This window comes from Actinopolymorpha pittospori (genome assembly GCF_014873875.1).
GTDB lineage: Bacteria > Actinomycetota > Actinomycetes > Propionibacteriales > Actinopolymorphaceae > Actinopolymorpha > Actinopolymorpha pittospori.
Genome location: NZ_JADBEM010000001.1, coordinates 7,991,454 through 8,007,197 on the forward strand (window position 1 = coordinate 7,991,454; position 15,744 = coordinate 8,007,197).

Sequence of the window (15,744 nt, forward strand, 5' to 3'; positions counted from 1 at the left end):
TTCGTCACCTGATATCCGCTTTGGTTCGGGCCGAAGGCACCCGAAGCTCCCACTCGGTGCCCTTGCCCACGCCGCTGACCAGCGCGGCGGCGCCGCCGAGCTCCTCGATCCGACCGACGATCGACCGGCTCACGCCCATCCGGCCGGCCGCGACGGCCTCGGCCAGTCGGCCGTCGGGGATCCCCGGGCCGTTGTCACGGACGCTCACCGTCACGGCCTCGCCGTCGTCCTCCAACAGGATGTAGACCCGGGCCCCGGGCGCGTGCCGCGCGGCGTTGTCCAGGGCGGCCCCGACCGCGGCCACCAACTCCGCGGCGGCCGCCTGTGGCATCGGCACGGGATCGGCCGGGGTCGCGACCGAGATCCCGGACGCGGCGAACCCGGCGAGCTCCCGCCCGATGTCGACCTGGCCGTCGGAGCGGCTGGTCACGTCGGAGTGCCGGCCGTTGATGAGGACGCGCAGCCGCTCGCCCTGTTCGCCGGCCGCCCGGGCGAGGTCGGCCGCCTCGCCGCCCAGCTCGCTGCCGCGGCGCTCGACGTAGGCGAGAACCTGGAGGACGCCGTCGTGGACGACCCGGGCGAGGCGTTCGCGTTCGGCGGTGCGGGCGGCCAGCTCGGTGGCCCGGGCCCGGTCGGCGGCGGCTTGGCGGACCAACGACGACGCGTAGCCCACGACCGCGGCCGCGAGGATCAGCAGGAAGATGTTGCTGAACGTCGTGGTGTTGACGTGTGCCCGGCTCGCGATGTCGAACGGGCAGACGAGCAGGGCCGCGCAGACGCCGCCGATCCAGCCCTTGTGGATCGACCAGGCGATCACCGCGGCGGTGATCCAGTAGGTCGGCAGCGTGAAGTCGTGCCGGTTCAGCATCTCGGCGCTGAGGACGTACGGCGTGATCAGGATCGCGCCGATGGCGACCGCGAGGTCGGCGACGAGCACCGGCCAGCGGCGCCGGTCGGGCGAGTCGTAGATCCAGGTGACGATCAGGGTCCAGGCGGCGATGCAGGTGAGGACGAGCCACCCGGTCAGGGGGTGGTCGAAGCGCTGCCAGCGCAGCACGTTGACCGTGAGCGCGTGCGCCAGCAGGATGAAACGCAGGACGGCTAGCGCCTTCCACAGCGACGCGGTGGCGTCCGGCGCGACCGCGGTGGTCGCCGACATCAGCGGGGCCCTCCTCACGGCAGCCACGTCGCGGACCTCACCCCGAGTCGGTCGAGCGGGACCTCGGGGCCAGCCCCTCAGCTCGCTTTGCGGACGGCGGAGCCAGGCTCCTCGGGCCGGTCGGTGGTCGTTGCATCACCGCTACCCGAGCCGGACGCCGGTCGGTCACCCGACTCGACCGCGCGCCGCTTTGCCTGACTGTCCTCCTTGGACCGCTGGGCGTAGATGTCGACGTATTCCTGGCCGGACAGTTCCATCAGCTCGTACATGATCTCATCGGTGACCGAGCGGAGCACGAACCTGTCGTCCTCCATGCCTTCGTACCGGGAGAAGTCGAGCGGCTTGCCGATCCGGACACCCGGCCGCATCAGCTTGGGCAGCGCCTTGCCGGGCGGCTGCATCTTGTCGGTGCCGATCATGGCGACCGGGAGGACCGGCGCCCCGGAGGCCAGCGCGAGCCGGGCCACTCCGGTCTTGCCCTTGTAGAGGCGGCCGTCGGGCGAGCGGGTGCCCTCGGGGTAGATCCCGAACAGGTCACCACGCTGGAGGATGCGCAGCCCGGCGTCGAGCGCGATCTGGCTGGCCCGGCCGCCGGCGCGGTCGATCGGGACCTGGCCGATGCCGCGGAAGAACAGCGCCGTCAGCCGACCCTTGATGCCGGTGCCGATGAAGTACTCGATCTTCGCCGGGAAGGTGATCCGGCGGGGTACGACCAGCGGCAGCCACACCGAGTCGGAAAAGGACAGGTGGTTGCTCACGAGGATGGCTGGACCCTCGCGGGGGACGTTCTCCAGACCTTCCACCCAGGGCCGAAAAACCGTCTTGAGCAACGGGCCCAGGGCGAAGACCTTGAGGAACCAATAGAACAAACCCCACCTCCGTCTCTGCCCGATGACCCTAGGCCTCGAAAGACCCCAGGGCAACGGCGACCCTGTTCACCAGGATGTCGCGTATCGGTGGCCGCATCGTCAGCGCCGCGCCCGTTGGTGCTCACCGAAAGCCCTCGGGAGCCGACCCCGAGGATCTCGTGCGCCCCGATCCGCCCGGAGACCGGGCCCGGTGCGGCATCGGCGAGGCCCGCGACCGATACTCGGCGTGTCTCCTCCTCCTCCGCGCGAGCCACCAGGAAAAACGTCCTAGGAGCGTGCCTGTGCGAGTCCAGTCGTATGCCGAGCCCCTGGACGCCGGTACCGGCCGAACCGGTGTCCTGCTCTGTCACGGCCTGACGGGATCACCGGCCTCGGTCCGGCCCTGGGGCGAGTACCTCGCGGCGAACGGCTTCCGGGTCGCCGCGCCTCGCCTGCCGGGCCACGGCACCCGCTGGCAGGACCTCAACCGGACCGGCTGGCAGGACTGGTACGCCGCCCTGGAGCGGGCGTTCCTCGGCCTGCGGGAACACTGCGACGTGGTGGTCGTCGGTGGCCAGTCGATGGGCGGCTGCCTCGCCCTGCGGCTGGCGCAGGTCCACGGCCCGGCCGTCGACGGCGTGGTCCTCGTCAACCCCGCCCTCTGGAGTCGTGATCCGCGCCTGCTGGCCCTGCCGGTCCTGCACCGGTTCGTCCCCTCGCTCGCGGCGGTCGGCGGGGACATCCACAAGCCCGGCCAGCACGAGGCGTCCTATGACCGGACTCCCCTGTCGGCGCTGTACTCCCTCACCCGGCTCTGGCGCGTCGTCGCCGCCGACCTGGACCGGGTGGAACAGCCGCTCGTCATCTTCCACTCGCCGCAGGATCACGTCCTGGACGGTTCGAGCCTGCGTCTGTTACGTGCTCGAATCGGGTCCAGGGAGATCGAGGAACACACCCTGCCCGACAGCTACCATGTCGCCACGCTCGACTATGACGCGCAGACCATCTTCGAGGAGACTGCCGGCTTCGTCGAACGCCTGTGCCGGACACTGGTGGACAGGACCAACTCCGGGAGGTAGCGATGCGAGACAACGGTCTGCAGGCCGAGTCGTACGTCGCGATCGCCGACCTCGATCCCGAGGTGGCCGACGCCATGCTGGTCATCCTCGCCGGCGCCGAGGTGGCCGCGTACGCCGACCCGTGCCAACCGGTGACCGGGCCGTGTCTGGAGATCCGGGTTCCGGCGACGCCCTGTGACCGGCTCTACGTCGACGAGCGGGCGGAGGACCGGGCCCGTGCGCTCCTCAACGAGCAACTGCCACGGCTGCGCGGCGAGATCGCCGACACCGAGCCGGACGGGTCCGCCGACTTCGAGATCCGCGTCGAGACCGTCGAGGCCCTCGAGGGCGACCCCGACGGCCGGACCGACGGTGTCGAGCCGGACCGCGACACCTCCGACGCCGCGGCCGGCACCCCCGAGGCCGACGCCGACCCGTCGCGGATGGCGACCTTCGACGAGGAACGCGCGTGGGCCGACATCGTGGCCGGCTACGACCGCACCCCTGACGACGCGGTGCCCCGCTGGCCGGCGCTGGAGGACATCGGCGAGGACGACGCCGCGGGCCGCGGTCGCGCCGGCTCGAACGACGCCGACGGCTCCGGCGGCGGAGCGCGTCGCCGCGACTCCGGCGCGACGGGTGACGACCCTGAGTCCGGGGGCGGCGAGGACACCCGCGAGAAGCCACCGGCCGGCACAGAGGACCGTTTCGTTCCGCCCCCGCCGCCGCCGCTGCCCCAGCTCGACACGGTGGCGAGGGTCGGCTGGGCCGCCCTGCTCGGCGGCCCGGTGCTGCTCCTGCTCGCCGCCGTCGCGAGCTCCTACGTGCCGAGCTGGTTCACCGCGCTCGGCGTGGTGGCCTTCATCGCCGGGTTCCTCACCCTGGTCCTGCGAATGAAGGGTGGCCCGCCCGACGACGAGGACGGCGCGATCGTCTGAGCGGGTGGCCGCGGCCTGGGCAGCGCCCGGATCAGCTCCCGCACGGCGTCGACCGCCGGTGAGGGCGGCTGGTCCGAACGCCACCACAGGGCCACGTCGCGCTGGTAGTGCGCGTCAGCGATCGGGACCAGCCCCACGCCCTCCAGGTTCGACGTCGTCATCGCCAGCGCGTTGGTGACGCCGATGCCGAGCCCCCGGCGCACCAACGCGACCAGCGTCTGTGGCTGGTTGCTGCGGAAGACCACCTGCGGTGACAGTCCGGCCTGGTCGAAGGCGAGGTTGGTCTCGAACTGCGAGCTCGCCTCCTCCTCGCCCTCACCGATCGTGATCAGCCGCAGGCCGGCCAGCTCGGTCAGCTCCACACAGGCCTGCCGGGCCAGCGGGTCGCGGGCCCGGACGACGGCCACGAGTGGCTCGTGCCACAACACGCTGTGGTCCAGCTTCCCGCCCTCCACGGGAGGAAGCACCGGGCGTACGGCGAGGTCGGCGGCACCCCCCAGCACGAGTTCGTCCAGGAGGACCGTCGGGCCCTCCCGCAACCCGAGCTTGACCTGCGGGTGGAGCCGGCCGAGCTGGACCAGCAGGTCGGGCAACAGGAAGGCGGCCGCGCTGGGGTAGATCGCCAGGCGTACCTCTCCCCTGGCGCTCCCCTCAGGCGTCCCGCCGCACAACTGCTGGACGTGCAGCAGCACCGCCTCCGCGTGCGGAAGGAGCGCCCGCCCCTCGGGGGTGAGCACGATCGGATGAACCGACCGGTCGAAGAGTCGTACGCCCAACACGCGCTCGAGTTCCGCGACGTGGATGCTGATCCGCGGCTGCGAGCGGTAGAGCGCGGCCGCGGCGGCCGAGAAGCCACCGTGGCGCGCCACCGCGACGAAGCTCGTGATCCAGTCCAGCCGGAACCGGTGGATCTGGGACAGGTCCATGGCGGCTCACCGGATGAACTGGTCCACGAAATCGGCGCCCAGGCCGACCTTGGCGTAGTGGTTGCGGCAGAGTTCGATCTTGGTCCAGACGTCCTCGTAGCCGACCTGGCGACCTTCCTGGTCGAGGTAGATCATCGCGCCGGTGATGTTGAAGAAGGTCACCATCTCCTGGCAGTCCTCGGGCACGGTCAGCGTGTGGATCTCACCCGGCGGCTCGTACACGAAGTGTCCGGCCTCGGCCATCCACGGGTGCTCGTAGTAGTGCCACTTGCCCTTGATCACGTAGCCGTAGACGGCCGCGGGGTGGCGGTGGCGGGAGACGACGCCGGAGCGGGTGACCCGCAGCAGGTTGCACCACTGGCCCACGACGGTGTTGAACATCAGCGGCCGGAACCACACGTTCGGCTCCTGCTCCACCCAGACCCGATCGTCCTCCGGAATCGCCGCGACGGCGATCTCCGAAAGGACGCCCTCGGACTCGGTCACCTTCCCGAACACCAGGTCGCGGGCGTTGGCCTCGGTCATGTCGTGTGTCCTTTCTGGGGTACGGCGAAACGGACGGGACGACGGTCACGCCGCGAGGTAGCCCCCGTCAACCGGTACGACCGCACCGGTCATGAACGCCGCCTGCGGCGAGGCGAGGAACGTCACGACTCCGGCGACGTCGTCGGGGGTTCCCCACCGACGCAGCGGCGTGCGGTCGAGGATCCGGCGTTCGGCGTCGGGGTCCTCGCGGATCTCGGCGGTGAGATCGGTGCGGATCCAGCCGGGCGCGACCGCGTTGACCCGGATCCCGTCCTCGGCGAAGGCCACCGCGAGCGACCTCGTGAGGCCGACGACCCCGCCCTTGCTCGCGGTGTAGGCGGGTACCAGCGGGCCACCGAAGTAGCTCAACATCGAGGCCACGTTGACGATGCAGCCCCCGCTCTCGGCAAGGAGCGGACGCGCCGCCACGCACGCCCGCATCGTCCCGGTGAGGTTGACGTCGAGGACCTGGGTGAAGACCTCGACCTGGAACTCCTCCCGCCGCCGGATCATCCCCGCGCTGTTCACGAGGACGTCGAGCCGCTCCTGCCGCGCGAGAAGCGAGTCCAGCTCCTCCGAACGGGACACATCGACCTCGACCACCTCGGCGACGCTGGTCGAGGCCGGCAGGGGTTCCCGGGCGGGTAACCCGGCCACCGTCACCCGGGCGCCGAGCCGGCCGAAGTGTTCGGCGATGGCGCCACCGATGCCTCCGGTGCCGCCGACGACCACGACCTCGCGGCCGTCGTACGGCTTTGGATCCGATGAGCTCGCACTGCTGTCCGCCTGCACGCGAACGTCCCCTCTCCTGCCGGTCTACGGCAGCTGACCGGTCCGGGCGACCTGGGCGTACCAGCTCGCACTCGACTTGGGTGTGCGCACCTGGGTCTCGGCGTCGAGGTGCACCAGGCCGAACCTCTTGCTGAACCCGAACGACCACTCGAAGTTGTCGGTGAGCGTCCAGACGAAGTAGCCGCGCAGGTCGACGCCCTCGTCGATGGCCTGCCGGCAGGCACGCAGGTGTGCGTCGATGTAGGCGATCCGGTCCGGGTCCTCGACCCGTCCGTCGGCGTCCACGGTGTCGCGGAGTGCCATGCCGTTCTCGGTGACGTAGATCGGCAGCGGCCGGTAGTCCTGCCGCAGCCGCACCAGCAACCGGTGCAGGCCGTCCGGCTCGACCTCCCAGCCCATGTCGGTGCGGGGGAAGCCCTGCGGCACCGACTCCACGTCGTCACAGCCGATCCACGGCGAGGCGCCGCCGACCTTCTTCGCACCGGCGCGGACGTAGCTCGGGCTGTAGTAGTTGACGCCGAGCAGGTCGATCGGCGCGGCGATGGTCTCCTCGTCGCCGGGCTTGACGTGGGCCGTGTCGGTGATGTGGGCGACGTCGGCGAGCACGTCGGCCGGGTAGCCACCCTTGAGCACCGGATCGAGGAAGGCCCGGTTGTTGATGCCGTCCACCCGGCGGGCCGCCTCGACGTCTGCCGGCTCCTGGGTGACCGGGGTGACCGGCCAGAGGTTCAGCGTGATCCCGATCCGGTTGTCGGAGTCGGGCACCGCTGCCCGCATGCCCCGCACCGCGAGGCCGTGGCCGAGCAGCAGGTGGTGGGCGGCGTGCAGGGCGGCGCGTTCGTCACGCACGCCGGGAGCGTGCTGGCCGTTGCCGTAGCCGAGGTACGCCGAGCACCAGGGCTCGTTGAGCGTCGTCCAGTCGCCGATCCGGTCGTGCAGCCGCTCATAGACCGCGACGGCGTAGTCGGCGAACCGGTACGCCGTGTCCCGGGCGGGCCAGCCGCCCTCGTCCTCCAGCGCCTGCGGGAGGTCCCAGTGGTAGAGCGTCACCCAGGGCCGGACGCCCTTCTCCTGCAGCGCGTCCAGCAGCCGCAGGTAGAAGTCCACGCCGGCCTGGTTGAGCGGTCCGCGGCCGGACGGCTGCAGCCGCGGCCAGGCGAGGGAGAAGCGGTAGTGCGAGACACCGAGGTCCGCGAGCAGACCGACGTCCTCGGCGTAGCGGTGGTAGTGGTCGCAGGCCACGTCCCCGGTGGCGCCGTCGGAGATCTTCCCGGGCGTGTGGGCGAAGGTGTCCCAGACGGAGGGTGCCCGGCCGTGCTCCGCGACCGCGCCCTCGATCTGGTAGCTCGCGGTCGCCACTCCCCACACGAAGCCGTTGGGGAACGCCACGGTGGCCGCCGCGTCGGTGCTCTCGCTCATCGCTCATTTCCTCGTCTGTGCGGGGCGTGCTGGTCCGTTGGGCCGGTGGGGTCGGTCGGGTCGGTCGGGTCGGCGCTGACGCCCGCGAGGTCGGTGAGCTCGGCCCACAGCTCGTCCGGAATCGGCCAGGTGGCCCAGCGCACGGTCTGGTCGACGCGCTCCGGCGCGGAGATCCCGACCACCGTGGAGGCGATCAGGGGTTCGCGGATCGAGAACTGCAGTGCCGCGGCGCCGAGGGGTACGTCGTAGGCGGCGCAGCGCTCCGCCATCCGGCGGACGCGTTCCATCAGCGCGGCGTCGGCCTCGCGGTAGGCGTACTTCCGCGAGACGTCGGGGCCCTTCGCCAGCATCCCGCCACCGAACGGCGCGGCGTTGACCACCGCCACGCCCGCCTGGTGCGCCGTGCGGAGCAGGCCCCGCGCGGACTGGTCCACCAGCGTGTAGCGGTTGTGGGTCAGGACGACCTCGAAGACGCCGGTGCCGACGAAGCGTTCCAGCATGTCGACGGGTCCACCGGCCACGCCGAGGTGCTCCGCGACGCCCTCCTTCTTCAGCCTGACCAGTGCCTCGACAGCACCACCGGGTGCCATCGCCGCCTCGAAGCCGATTACCTCCGGGTCGTGGAGGTAGAGCAGCGGGAAGCTGTCCATGCCCAGGCGTTCGATGCTCTGCTCGGCACTTCGGAGCACCTGGGCGCCGGAGTAGTCGCGGGTCACCGGGTCGGGGTCGACCTTGGTCGCGAGGACGAAGCCCTCCGGCAGTCCACCCCGCGCGCGGACGGCGGCGCCCACGCGGCGTTCGCTCTCCCCGTTGCTGTAGCCCGCGGAGGTGTCGAGGAAGTTGACCGGGCTGTCGAGAGCCCGGCGTACGGTCGCGACACCCTGGTCGGCGGACACGTCGTAGCCGAAGATCGCGGACATCCCACCCAGGACGCCGCAGCCGAGGCAGACCGGGGTCACCCGCAGCCCGGTCGACCCGAGCGTCCGGAGTTCGAGCGCGCTCACGCGGCCCCCTGCCCGGTCGTTCCGGCGACGGTGCGGAGGTGCAACGGGACGTCACCTGGCCCGAGCGCGGTGCCGGGCTCGACACCTTCCCCGACACCCACGCCGACCGCGCGGATGCCCAACCGGTCCGATCCACCCACGCTCTCCCGGGCGTAGGTCTGTGGGGTGTAGGTGAAGACCTCCAGTGTGCCGTGGCCGGCGCGCAGGTTGGTGATGAGGAAGCCGCGCGGATCCTCCGGACGCACCAGTTGGCCGACGACCCCGAAGTCGAGACGGTCGCGGTAGTAGCCGAGCGCCTCGTCGAGGTCTGGAACGGTGACCGCCACATGGTCGAAGCGCGGCGTGCCGTCCCATCCCTCGTAGGTGTCAACCTCCGCCTGCGCGAGCTCGGCCGACCACAGCTCGTTGTGCTGCACGTACCCCTCGACGAACTCGAGGTAGGCACCGTCGGGGTCGAAGAAGAACGCGATCCGGACGCCGCCGAAGGCGTCGAAGGGACCGGCGGCAACCTCCACACCGGCCGCCTTCAACCGGTCGATCCAGGCGTCGACCCCGCGCACCTTGAGACCGAAGTGCCGGATCCCGCGCTGCAGGTCGTCCCGGTCCCACCCACTGGGGCGGCCATCCGGGCCCACCTCGACCAGCTTCACCCGGCCGTGCTCGGCGCCGCCGAGCCACCTGGCGCGGTGCCCGTCGGTGTCATCGGCGTCCGACCCGGCGCCGAGCCCGAGCAGCTCGCCGTAGAACTCCTCCGAACGTCCGAGATCGGACACGCCGATCTCGACGTACGACATTCCTGGCATCGTTCCCACCTGCTGTGGTCCCTTCTGTCCTGACGCTCTCCACTGCCGGCTCACGTCTTCAGCGCACCCATCATGAGGCCCGCGACGAACTGCCGCTGCATGCGAACGTAGACGATGACGATCGGCAGGACGGAGATGACGAGCGCGGCGGTCAGAACCGGCCAGTTCGTGGAGTACTGCCCCTGCATCGCGAACAACACCGGCTGCAGCGGCAGCTTCTCCGGCGTCTGCAACAGCGTGTTGGCGAGGATGAACTCGTTCCAGGTGAACATGAACTGGAAGATCACCAGGGTGGCCACCCCTGGACCGACCAGCGGGACCATCACGCTCCAGAAGATCCGGAACTCGTTCGCGCCGTCGACCCGGGCGCTGTCGCGCAGCTCCTTCGGCAGCGTCTCGAAGAACGCCCGCATCAAGAACATCGCGAACGGCAGGTTGGTCCCGACGTAGACGAGCACGAGTCCGGTGGCGGTGTCGAGCAGGTTGAACTGCTTCAGCTCGAGGAAGAGCGGGACGATCACCGCCGTACCCGGCAGCATCATCGTGCTGAGCAGCGTGAGGTAGATGGTCTTCTTCGCCGGGAAGTCCAGATGGGCGAAGCTGTAGCCCGCGAGCGTCGCGAGGAACACGACCGCCGCCACGGTCGCCGCGGTGATGAGCAGGCTGATCAGGAAGTGCCGCGGCAGGTCGACGCCGTGCCACACCTGCTCGTACGCCTCGAAGGTGAGGGTGCGCGGGATCACGCCCTCGGTGAAGACCGTGTTTCCCGGCCGGAGCGAGGTCAGCAGCATCCAGACGAACGGGAACGCCGTCACCACCGACAGGCCGGTCAGGACGAGGTAGCCGGCCGTACGGACCACCATCCGGCGGGTGCGCACGGCGCCTGGCACCGAAGGCCCGCTCCTCCGACCGGACATCGGGCTGGACGTCGGGCCGGACATCGGGCTGGACGTCGGACCGGACATCGGGCTAGACATCGCGGGCCCGCCTCGTCATCGCGAACTGCAGCCCCACCGCGGCCATGCCGAGGACGAACACGACCACGCTGACGGCCGTCGCGTAACCGACCGCCGGCGTCGAACCGGCCGTCGAGCCGAACGCGAGCCCGTACAGGTAGGTGCCGAGTACCTCCGAGGCATGGTTGGGTCCACCGCCGGTCATCACGTAGATGAGTTCGAACACCTTCACTCCACCGAGGACGTTCAGGGTCACCACCACGCCCGTCACCGGGGCCAGCATCGGCACCGTGATCCGGAGGATCTCCTGGATCTTGCTGGCACCGTCCACCCGAGCGGCCTCGTACAGGGTCTGGTCGATTCCCTGTAGGCCGGCGAAGAACACCAGCATGTAGAAGCCGGCAGACTGCCACAGCGACACCACCAGGATCGCCGGGAGCACGGTCCCGGGATCGGCGAGCCAGTTGTGGGCCAGGCCGCCCAGCCCGACGGATGTCAACATGCGATTGACGAGACCGAAGTTGCCGTCGTACATCATCTGCCACAGCAGGCCACTCACCACCAGCGAGACGACCTGCGGCATGAAGAACACCGTGCGGAACACCACGCTCCCCCGCCAGCCCGCAGCGAGCAGGATCGCGAGCGCCATCGGGAGCACCGTCTGCAGCACGGTGGACACGACGGTGAACACCAAGGTGGTGCGCAACGACTGCCAGAAGATCTCGTCGTCGAGCAGGTTCGCGAAGTTCATCAGGCCGACGAACCGCGGGACGCCGAACCCGGACCACTGCGTCAGGCTGATGTAGAACGACCGCAGGAACGGATACAGCACGAACGTCAGGAAGAACGCCACGATCGGAGCCACGAACGCGTAGCCGACGGCGTAGCGGGCGAGCCGGCTGGCCCGCCCGCTCCGGACGGGCCCGCCAGGGCCGGACCGGTCGGCTCGAAGACGCGGGGACCCTACGGTGGCGTTCACCGCGCCTGCGCCTTCTCCACCGCCTGCTGGATGCCTGCCGCGGCCTCGGTGGGCGCGGTATCACCCGCGATCACGGCGGCGAGCTGGTTGGCCGCGGCGTCGGAGGAGCCCTTGCCGAACAGGATGTGGGGGCACCCGTTGCCCTGCACCAGCCAGGACGTCATCGTCTTCATGAACGGGTCGCTGATCCGCTCGGCGGCGGCCACCGTCGACGGCATGCTGTGAGAGTCGTTCATCACCTTCGCGTAGCGTTCACTCTCATAGAGCCACTTGAGGAACTCCACCGCCGCCTCGGAGTTCTTGCTCGCGGCGCTCACCGCGAGTCCCGCGCCGGCCTGGTTGGCGCACCAGTGCTTCGCCCCGGCCTTCCACGCCGGTGTCTCCATCACCTTGTAGGTGTCGACGAACTCCTTCGGCGCGTTTTGCAGCATCCCCTGCGGGGTCCAGGAGCCGGAGTAGAGCATGGCCGCCTTGCCCGTGTAGAACGCGCTGCTCGCCTGGTCGCCGGTCACGCCGTTGATCCCGGGCTGGAAGACCTGAGCGTCGACCAGCCGCTTGACCATCTCCAGCGACTGGACCACGGGAGCGCTGTCCCACGAGGCGCCGCCGCGTTGCATGTCGAGGTCGAGAACCAGCTTGGGGTTGTCGGTCGCCTGGGTGATGAGCGGGAGCATGAAGTCGAGGCCGCTCGGCCCCGGGTTGTTCGACAACGAACAGGGCACCAGGCCGGCCTTGGACCGGATCGCGTCCGCGACGGTGACGAGGTCGTCCCACGTCTCAGGCGGCTCGACCCCGGCCTGGTCGAAGATCTTCGGGTTGTAGAAGATGCCGAAGGTCTGCGCCATCCAGCCCAGGGCGTACTGCTTTCCGGCATCGCTGTACTCGTCGTTCGTGGAGGGAAAGAAACCCTTCAGGAAATCGGCGCCGAGAGCTTCCTTGAGGTCGAGCGCGATCCCGGCCTTGCCGTATTCGATGGCGAGCACGTGCGGCGCGTAGATCTCGGGCGGATCACCACCGGAGACGCTGGCCTGCAACGCCGGGAGATAGCTGTCGGAGTCACCGAAGACACGGTTCTGGATGGTGATGTTCTTGTGGGTGTCCTGGAACTCCTTGATCAGGGTGGGCCACTGGTCACGTTGTTCGCCGTACCAGGTCCACACGCGGACCGTTGCCTTGCCGCCACCGCCGCCACCGCCGTCGGAGCAGCCCACCAGAGCTGGGATTCCGAGCGCCAATCCACTTACCGCCCCACCGCGCAGGACGTCTCGACGGGAAACCCGCCGTGCTGCCGGAGAGGTTGATTCGACGTGATTGACCGACATTCGTTCCTCCTGACATCAGGAGGAATACTCGGCGCGCCGGCGGATCATGGTCAAGGAAAGGCCGACATTATTCTGCTGGCGGATAACACCCATACGAATCGCATGAACCCAGGCGGTGGATAACGTCGCCGACAGGCTGTGTGGGAACGCGGCGGGCTGTGTGGGAACGCGGCGAGGGTGGCGCGGAGAACGGTCGGGACGGACGACGGTCCTGGGAGGCCGCTGCTCAGCCGAGGTCGAGCCCGGCCAGTACGGGAAGGTGGTCGGTCGCCCGCACCAGGTCGACTCGCAGGGCGGGATCGCCCGGAACGCCGTACTCCGTGCCGCGCATCCGGCCGTCGGTCGCGAACACCGCGTCGATCCGGGAGCGAGGATCGCCCGCCGGGAAGGTGGACTCGGCCCCCTGGTCGCCACCGAGGTCCCGCAGGCCGGCTTCGGCGAGGGCCCGCCAGGACGGCCCGCCCGGCTCCTCGTTCAGGTCTCCGGCCACGACGACCGGCAGCCCGGCGAAGGAGCGGACGACCGCGAGCACCTCCCGGATCTCGCGTTCCCGGCCGGCTGTCGACAGGCTCAGGTGCATGCCCACCACACCGAAGCGCGTCCGGCCGACGCCGAGGGTCGCTGAGACGACGCCGCGGACGGGGTCGCGCAGCGGCTGCCGGATCCGGTGCTCTCCCACGCCGTGAACGCTCACGCGCTGGTTCACCAGCAGCAGGTTGCCGCCCGCCGTCCGACCACCGGCCACGTAGACGAGGCCACACTCCCGGGCCAACGCCGCGCACCGGGACCGCCAGCGCAGCAGGATCGGCGCCTCCTGGACGAGGAGGACGTCCGGGTGACACCGGCGCACGACCTCGGTGAGGGCACGCACGTCGTCGCGCAGACCTCGAACGTTGTAGCTGAGCACCCGCACCTTCGACACGAGAGGACGTTATCCGGGCTGGTCCGGATGCCTTCGACCGGCCCGGCGCAACGCGGCGAGGTGGCGGCCCGGTGCTACAGGAGATCGGCGTCGTGGACGAGGATCGCCGCCTGGACACGGTTGTCCAACCCCAGCTTCGCCAGCGACCTGCTGACGTGCGCCTTCACCGTCGCCTCACTCATCGTCAGCTCACGACCGATCTCGGCGTTGGACAGGCCGCGGGCGATGGCGCAGACCACCTCGTACTCCCGCGCGGTGAGTTCGGTCAACCGCTTGCGTGCGTGTTCGGAGCGGGTGGGCCCGCGTTCGGCGAAGGAGCTGATCAGCCGCTTGGTGACGGCCGGCGCCAGCATGGCGTTACCGGCGGCGACGGTGTGGACGGCGGCCACCAGGTCGCGCGGCGGAGTGTCCTTGAGCAGGAAGCCGACCGCCCCCGCCCGCAGCGCGGTGTGGACGTACTCGTCGAGGTCGAACGTCGTCAGCATCACGACCTTCGGCGGCTCCGCCATCCGACTCATCTCCACGGCCGCGCTGAGGCCGTCCATGCCTGGCATCCGGACGTCCATCAACACCACGTCCGGGCGGTGCCGCGCCACCGCGGCCAGCGCCTCCGTCCCGTCGCGCGCCTCGGCCGCGACCACGATGTCGGACGCGACCTCGAGGATCATCCGGAGACCGGAGCGGACCAGCTCTTCGTCGTCGACGACCAGTACCCGGATCACGGCGCTTCTCCCGTCGTTTCCTCCGCCGGCTTGGTGGCGGTCTGGTCCGCCGCGCTCCCCGCGGGCACCCGCGGCGGCTCCTGCTCGGACGGCTCGGCCGCGGGCTCGGGAGGTGCGTCCCGATGTTCGGCGGGCAGGCGCGCGGTCACCGTGAACCCGCCGTCGGGATCGGCGCCGGCCCGGAACTCCCCACCCAGCAGGACGACCCGCTCGCGCAACCCCACCAGGCCGAAGCCACTGGCCGGCAGGTCGCTCCCGGTCGCGGTCCCCGAAGCCCCGCCAGCGGCACCACCCAGCGGGGCGTTTCGGACGGTCACCTCCAAAACATCCCGACCATAGGTCAACACCACCTCGGTCGGCGCCCCACCCGCATGCTTGTGCACATTCGTCAACGCCTCCTGCACAACCCGAAACGCCGTACTCTCCACCATCAACGGCAACGACCGAACCCCACCCACCACCCGCGACCCCACCACCACACCAGCCGCCCGCGACTGATCCAACAACCGCCCAAGATCCCCCACCCCCGCCTGCGGCCGCAACAAAACCCCACCCTCAGGCGAGCGCAACACCCCCAACACATCCCGCAAATTCTCCAACGCCTCCCGACCCGTACCACGAATCAAATCCGCAGCCCGAGCCGTCGCCTCATCCGGCGCATTCACCTCCAACGCACCCGCATGCAAAACCATCAACGACACCCGATGCGCCACCACATCATGCATCTCACGCGCAATCCGCTCCCGCTCCTGAGCCCGCGCCCGCTCAGCCTCCACCACCTGCTCCCGCTCCAACCGCGCCGCCCGCTCCCGCAACCCCACCAACACCTCACGACGAGCCCGCACCCACAGGCCCACGACCAGCCCCAGCCCGATGAAGAGCAGCACTGAGCCCTTGTTCGCGAGTCCGTCCATCTCCGGGGCGGTGCCAACACACGGTTGATTACAGCCGATCCGGTCGACATCGAGGTTGGCGACGACGGTGTACGCCGGAATCACGACAGCGAGTGTCGCGACGCCGAACAGGAGCAGCTCGCGTCGTCGACGCAGGGTCGTGCCGGCGTAGTAGGCGGCGACCAGGGCCGCCGGCCACAGGCCGAGCGACAACACGCTGACCGCCGCCGCCGCGAAGATCGGCCAGCGCCTGCGACGGGCCATCCACGCCGCGACCCCGGACACGCAGGCGACGCTCACCACCAGTGGCGTCCACCAGACCTGGACCGAGACCACGGACAGCGTGATGACCATGACGCCCAGCAACCAGGGCGCGGCCCGGTCATAGGCCCGCTCGGCCCAGCCCCACAGCCGGCCACCCAGCAGCGACGCCCCGATGCTGTCCACCCTCGGAGCCTAGGTGAGCCCTCCACCGGGC

Annotated in this window: 16 protein-coding genes; 2 read left to right on the forward strand and 14 right to left on the reverse strand. The window is 70.1% G+C overall.

Translation table 11 applies throughout. The annotated features are described in order from the left end of the window. Positions 1–4: 4 nt before the first annotated feature. Together macS and HEB94_RS37160 are read right to left on the reverse strand one after the other, a co-directional pair. Positions 5–1,159, reverse strand: a complete 1,155-nt coding sequence (macS, locus tag HEB94_RS37155; RefSeq protein ID WP_192754172.1) for a MacS family sensor histidine kinase — start codon at positions 1,157–1,159, stop codon at positions 5–7. 77 nt (positions 1,160–1,236) lie between these two features. Continuing rightward, positions 1,237–2,028, reverse strand: coding sequence for a lysophospholipid acyltransferase family protein (locus HEB94_RS37160; RefSeq protein WP_238361735.1), 792 nt, complete (start codon positions 2,026–2,028; stop codon positions 1,237–1,239). 281 nt (positions 2,029–2,309) lie between these two features. On the opposite strand from HEB94_RS37160, the gene HEB94_RS37165 reads away from it, so the two are divergent. Both HEB94_RS37165 and HEB94_RS37170 read left to right on the forward strand, forming a co-directional pair. Then, complete coding sequence (locus HEB94_RS37165) at positions 2,310–3,086, forward strand: alpha/beta fold hydrolase (protein ID WP_192754173.1); 777 nt, start codon at positions 2,310–2,312, stop codon at positions 3,084–3,086. 2 nt (positions 3,087–3,088) lie between these two features. Beyond that, positions 3,089–4,003 carry a hypothetical protein gene (locus HEB94_RS37170; RefSeq protein WP_192754174.1) on the forward strand — a complete coding sequence of 305 codons (915 nt, stop codon included), beginning with the start codon at positions 3,089–3,091 and terminating at the stop codon, positions 4,001–4,003. Here the strand turns inward: HEB94_RS37170 and HEB94_RS37175 are convergent. The 12 genes from HEB94_RS37175 to HEB94_RS51620 all read right to left on the reverse strand — a co-directional run bounded on the left by HEB94_RS37175 (position 3,886) and on the right by HEB94_RS51620 (position 15,713). Next, positions 3,886–4,929 carry a LysR family transcriptional regulator gene (locus HEB94_RS37175; RefSeq protein ID WP_192754175.1) on the reverse strand — a complete coding sequence of 348 codons (1,044 nt, stop codon included), beginning with the start codon at positions 4,927–4,929 and terminating at the stop codon, positions 3,886–3,888. The genes HEB94_RS37170 and HEB94_RS37175 overlap by 118 nt on opposite strands. Before the next feature lie 6 nt (positions 4,930–4,935). Beyond that, complete coding sequence (locus HEB94_RS37180; protein WP_192754176.1) at positions 4,936–5,454, reverse strand: 2,4'-dihydroxyacetophenone dioxygenase family protein; 519 nt, start codon at positions 5,452–5,454, stop codon at positions 4,936–4,938. 45 nt (positions 5,455–5,499) lie between these two features. Then, positions 5,500–6,246 (reverse strand): SDR family oxidoreductase, encoded by a 747-nt coding sequence (locus tag HEB94_RS37185; protein ID WP_192754177.1) that lies wholly within the window; start codon positions 6,244–6,246, stop codon positions 5,500–5,502. 24 nt (positions 6,247–6,270) lie between these two features. Continuing rightward, entirely contained in the window at positions 6,271–7,665 is a 1,395-nt protein-coding gene (locus HEB94_RS37190; RefSeq protein WP_192754178.1) for a GH1 family beta-glucosidase, read from the reverse strand. After that, the gene (locus HEB94_RS37195; RefSeq protein ID WP_202896757.1) at positions 7,662–8,669 is read right to left on the reverse strand and encodes an aldo/keto reductase; all 1,008 of its coding nucleotides are present in this window, start codon (positions 8,667–8,669) and stop codon (positions 7,662–7,664) included. The genes HEB94_RS37190 and HEB94_RS37195 overlap by 4 nt, the downstream gene beginning before the upstream one ends. Beyond that, on the reverse strand, positions 8,666–9,463 hold the full coding sequence (locus HEB94_RS37200) for a VOC family protein (RefSeq protein WP_192754179.1): 798 nt from the start codon (positions 9,461–9,463) through the stop codon (positions 8,666–8,668). The genes HEB94_RS37195 and HEB94_RS37200 overlap by 4 nt, the downstream gene beginning before the upstream one ends. 59 nt (positions 9,464–9,522) lie before the next feature. Next, positions 9,523–10,362: an ABC transporter permease subunit gene (locus tag HEB94_RS37205; protein ID WP_192754180.1), complete on the reverse strand. Its 840-nt coding sequence runs from the start codon at positions 10,360–10,362 to the stop codon at positions 9,523–9,525. Between the two features lie 79 nt (positions 10,363–10,441). Beyond that, the gene (locus HEB94_RS51615) at positions 10,442–11,407 is read right to left on the reverse strand and encodes an ABC transporter permease subunit (protein ID WP_192754181.1); all 966 of its coding nucleotides are present in this window, start codon (positions 11,405–11,407) and stop codon (positions 10,442–10,444) included. Then, positions 11,404–12,618, reverse strand: a complete 1,215-nt coding sequence (locus tag HEB94_RS37215; RefSeq protein WP_192754182.1) for an extracellular solute-binding protein — start codon at positions 12,616–12,618, stop codon at positions 11,404–11,406. The genes HEB94_RS51615 and HEB94_RS37215 overlap by 4 nt, the downstream gene beginning before the upstream one ends. Positions 12,619–12,955: 337 nt before the next feature. Next, positions 12,956–13,651, reverse strand: coding sequence for an endonuclease/exonuclease/phosphatase family protein (locus HEB94_RS37220; protein ID WP_192754183.1), 696 nt, complete (start codon positions 13,649–13,651; stop codon positions 12,956–12,958). Positions 13,652–13,725: 74 nt separating this feature from the next. Beyond that, entirely contained in the window at positions 13,726–14,373 is a 648-nt protein-coding gene (locus HEB94_RS37225; RefSeq protein WP_192754184.1) for a response regulator, read from the reverse strand. Next, positions 14,370–15,713 (reverse strand): histidine kinase, encoded by a 1,344-nt coding sequence (locus HEB94_RS51620; RefSeq protein ID WP_202896758.1) that lies wholly within the window; start codon positions 15,711–15,713, stop codon positions 14,370–14,372. The genes HEB94_RS37225 and HEB94_RS51620 overlap by 4 nt, the downstream gene beginning before the upstream one ends. Between the last annotated feature and the right edge of the window lie 31 nt (positions 15,714–15,744).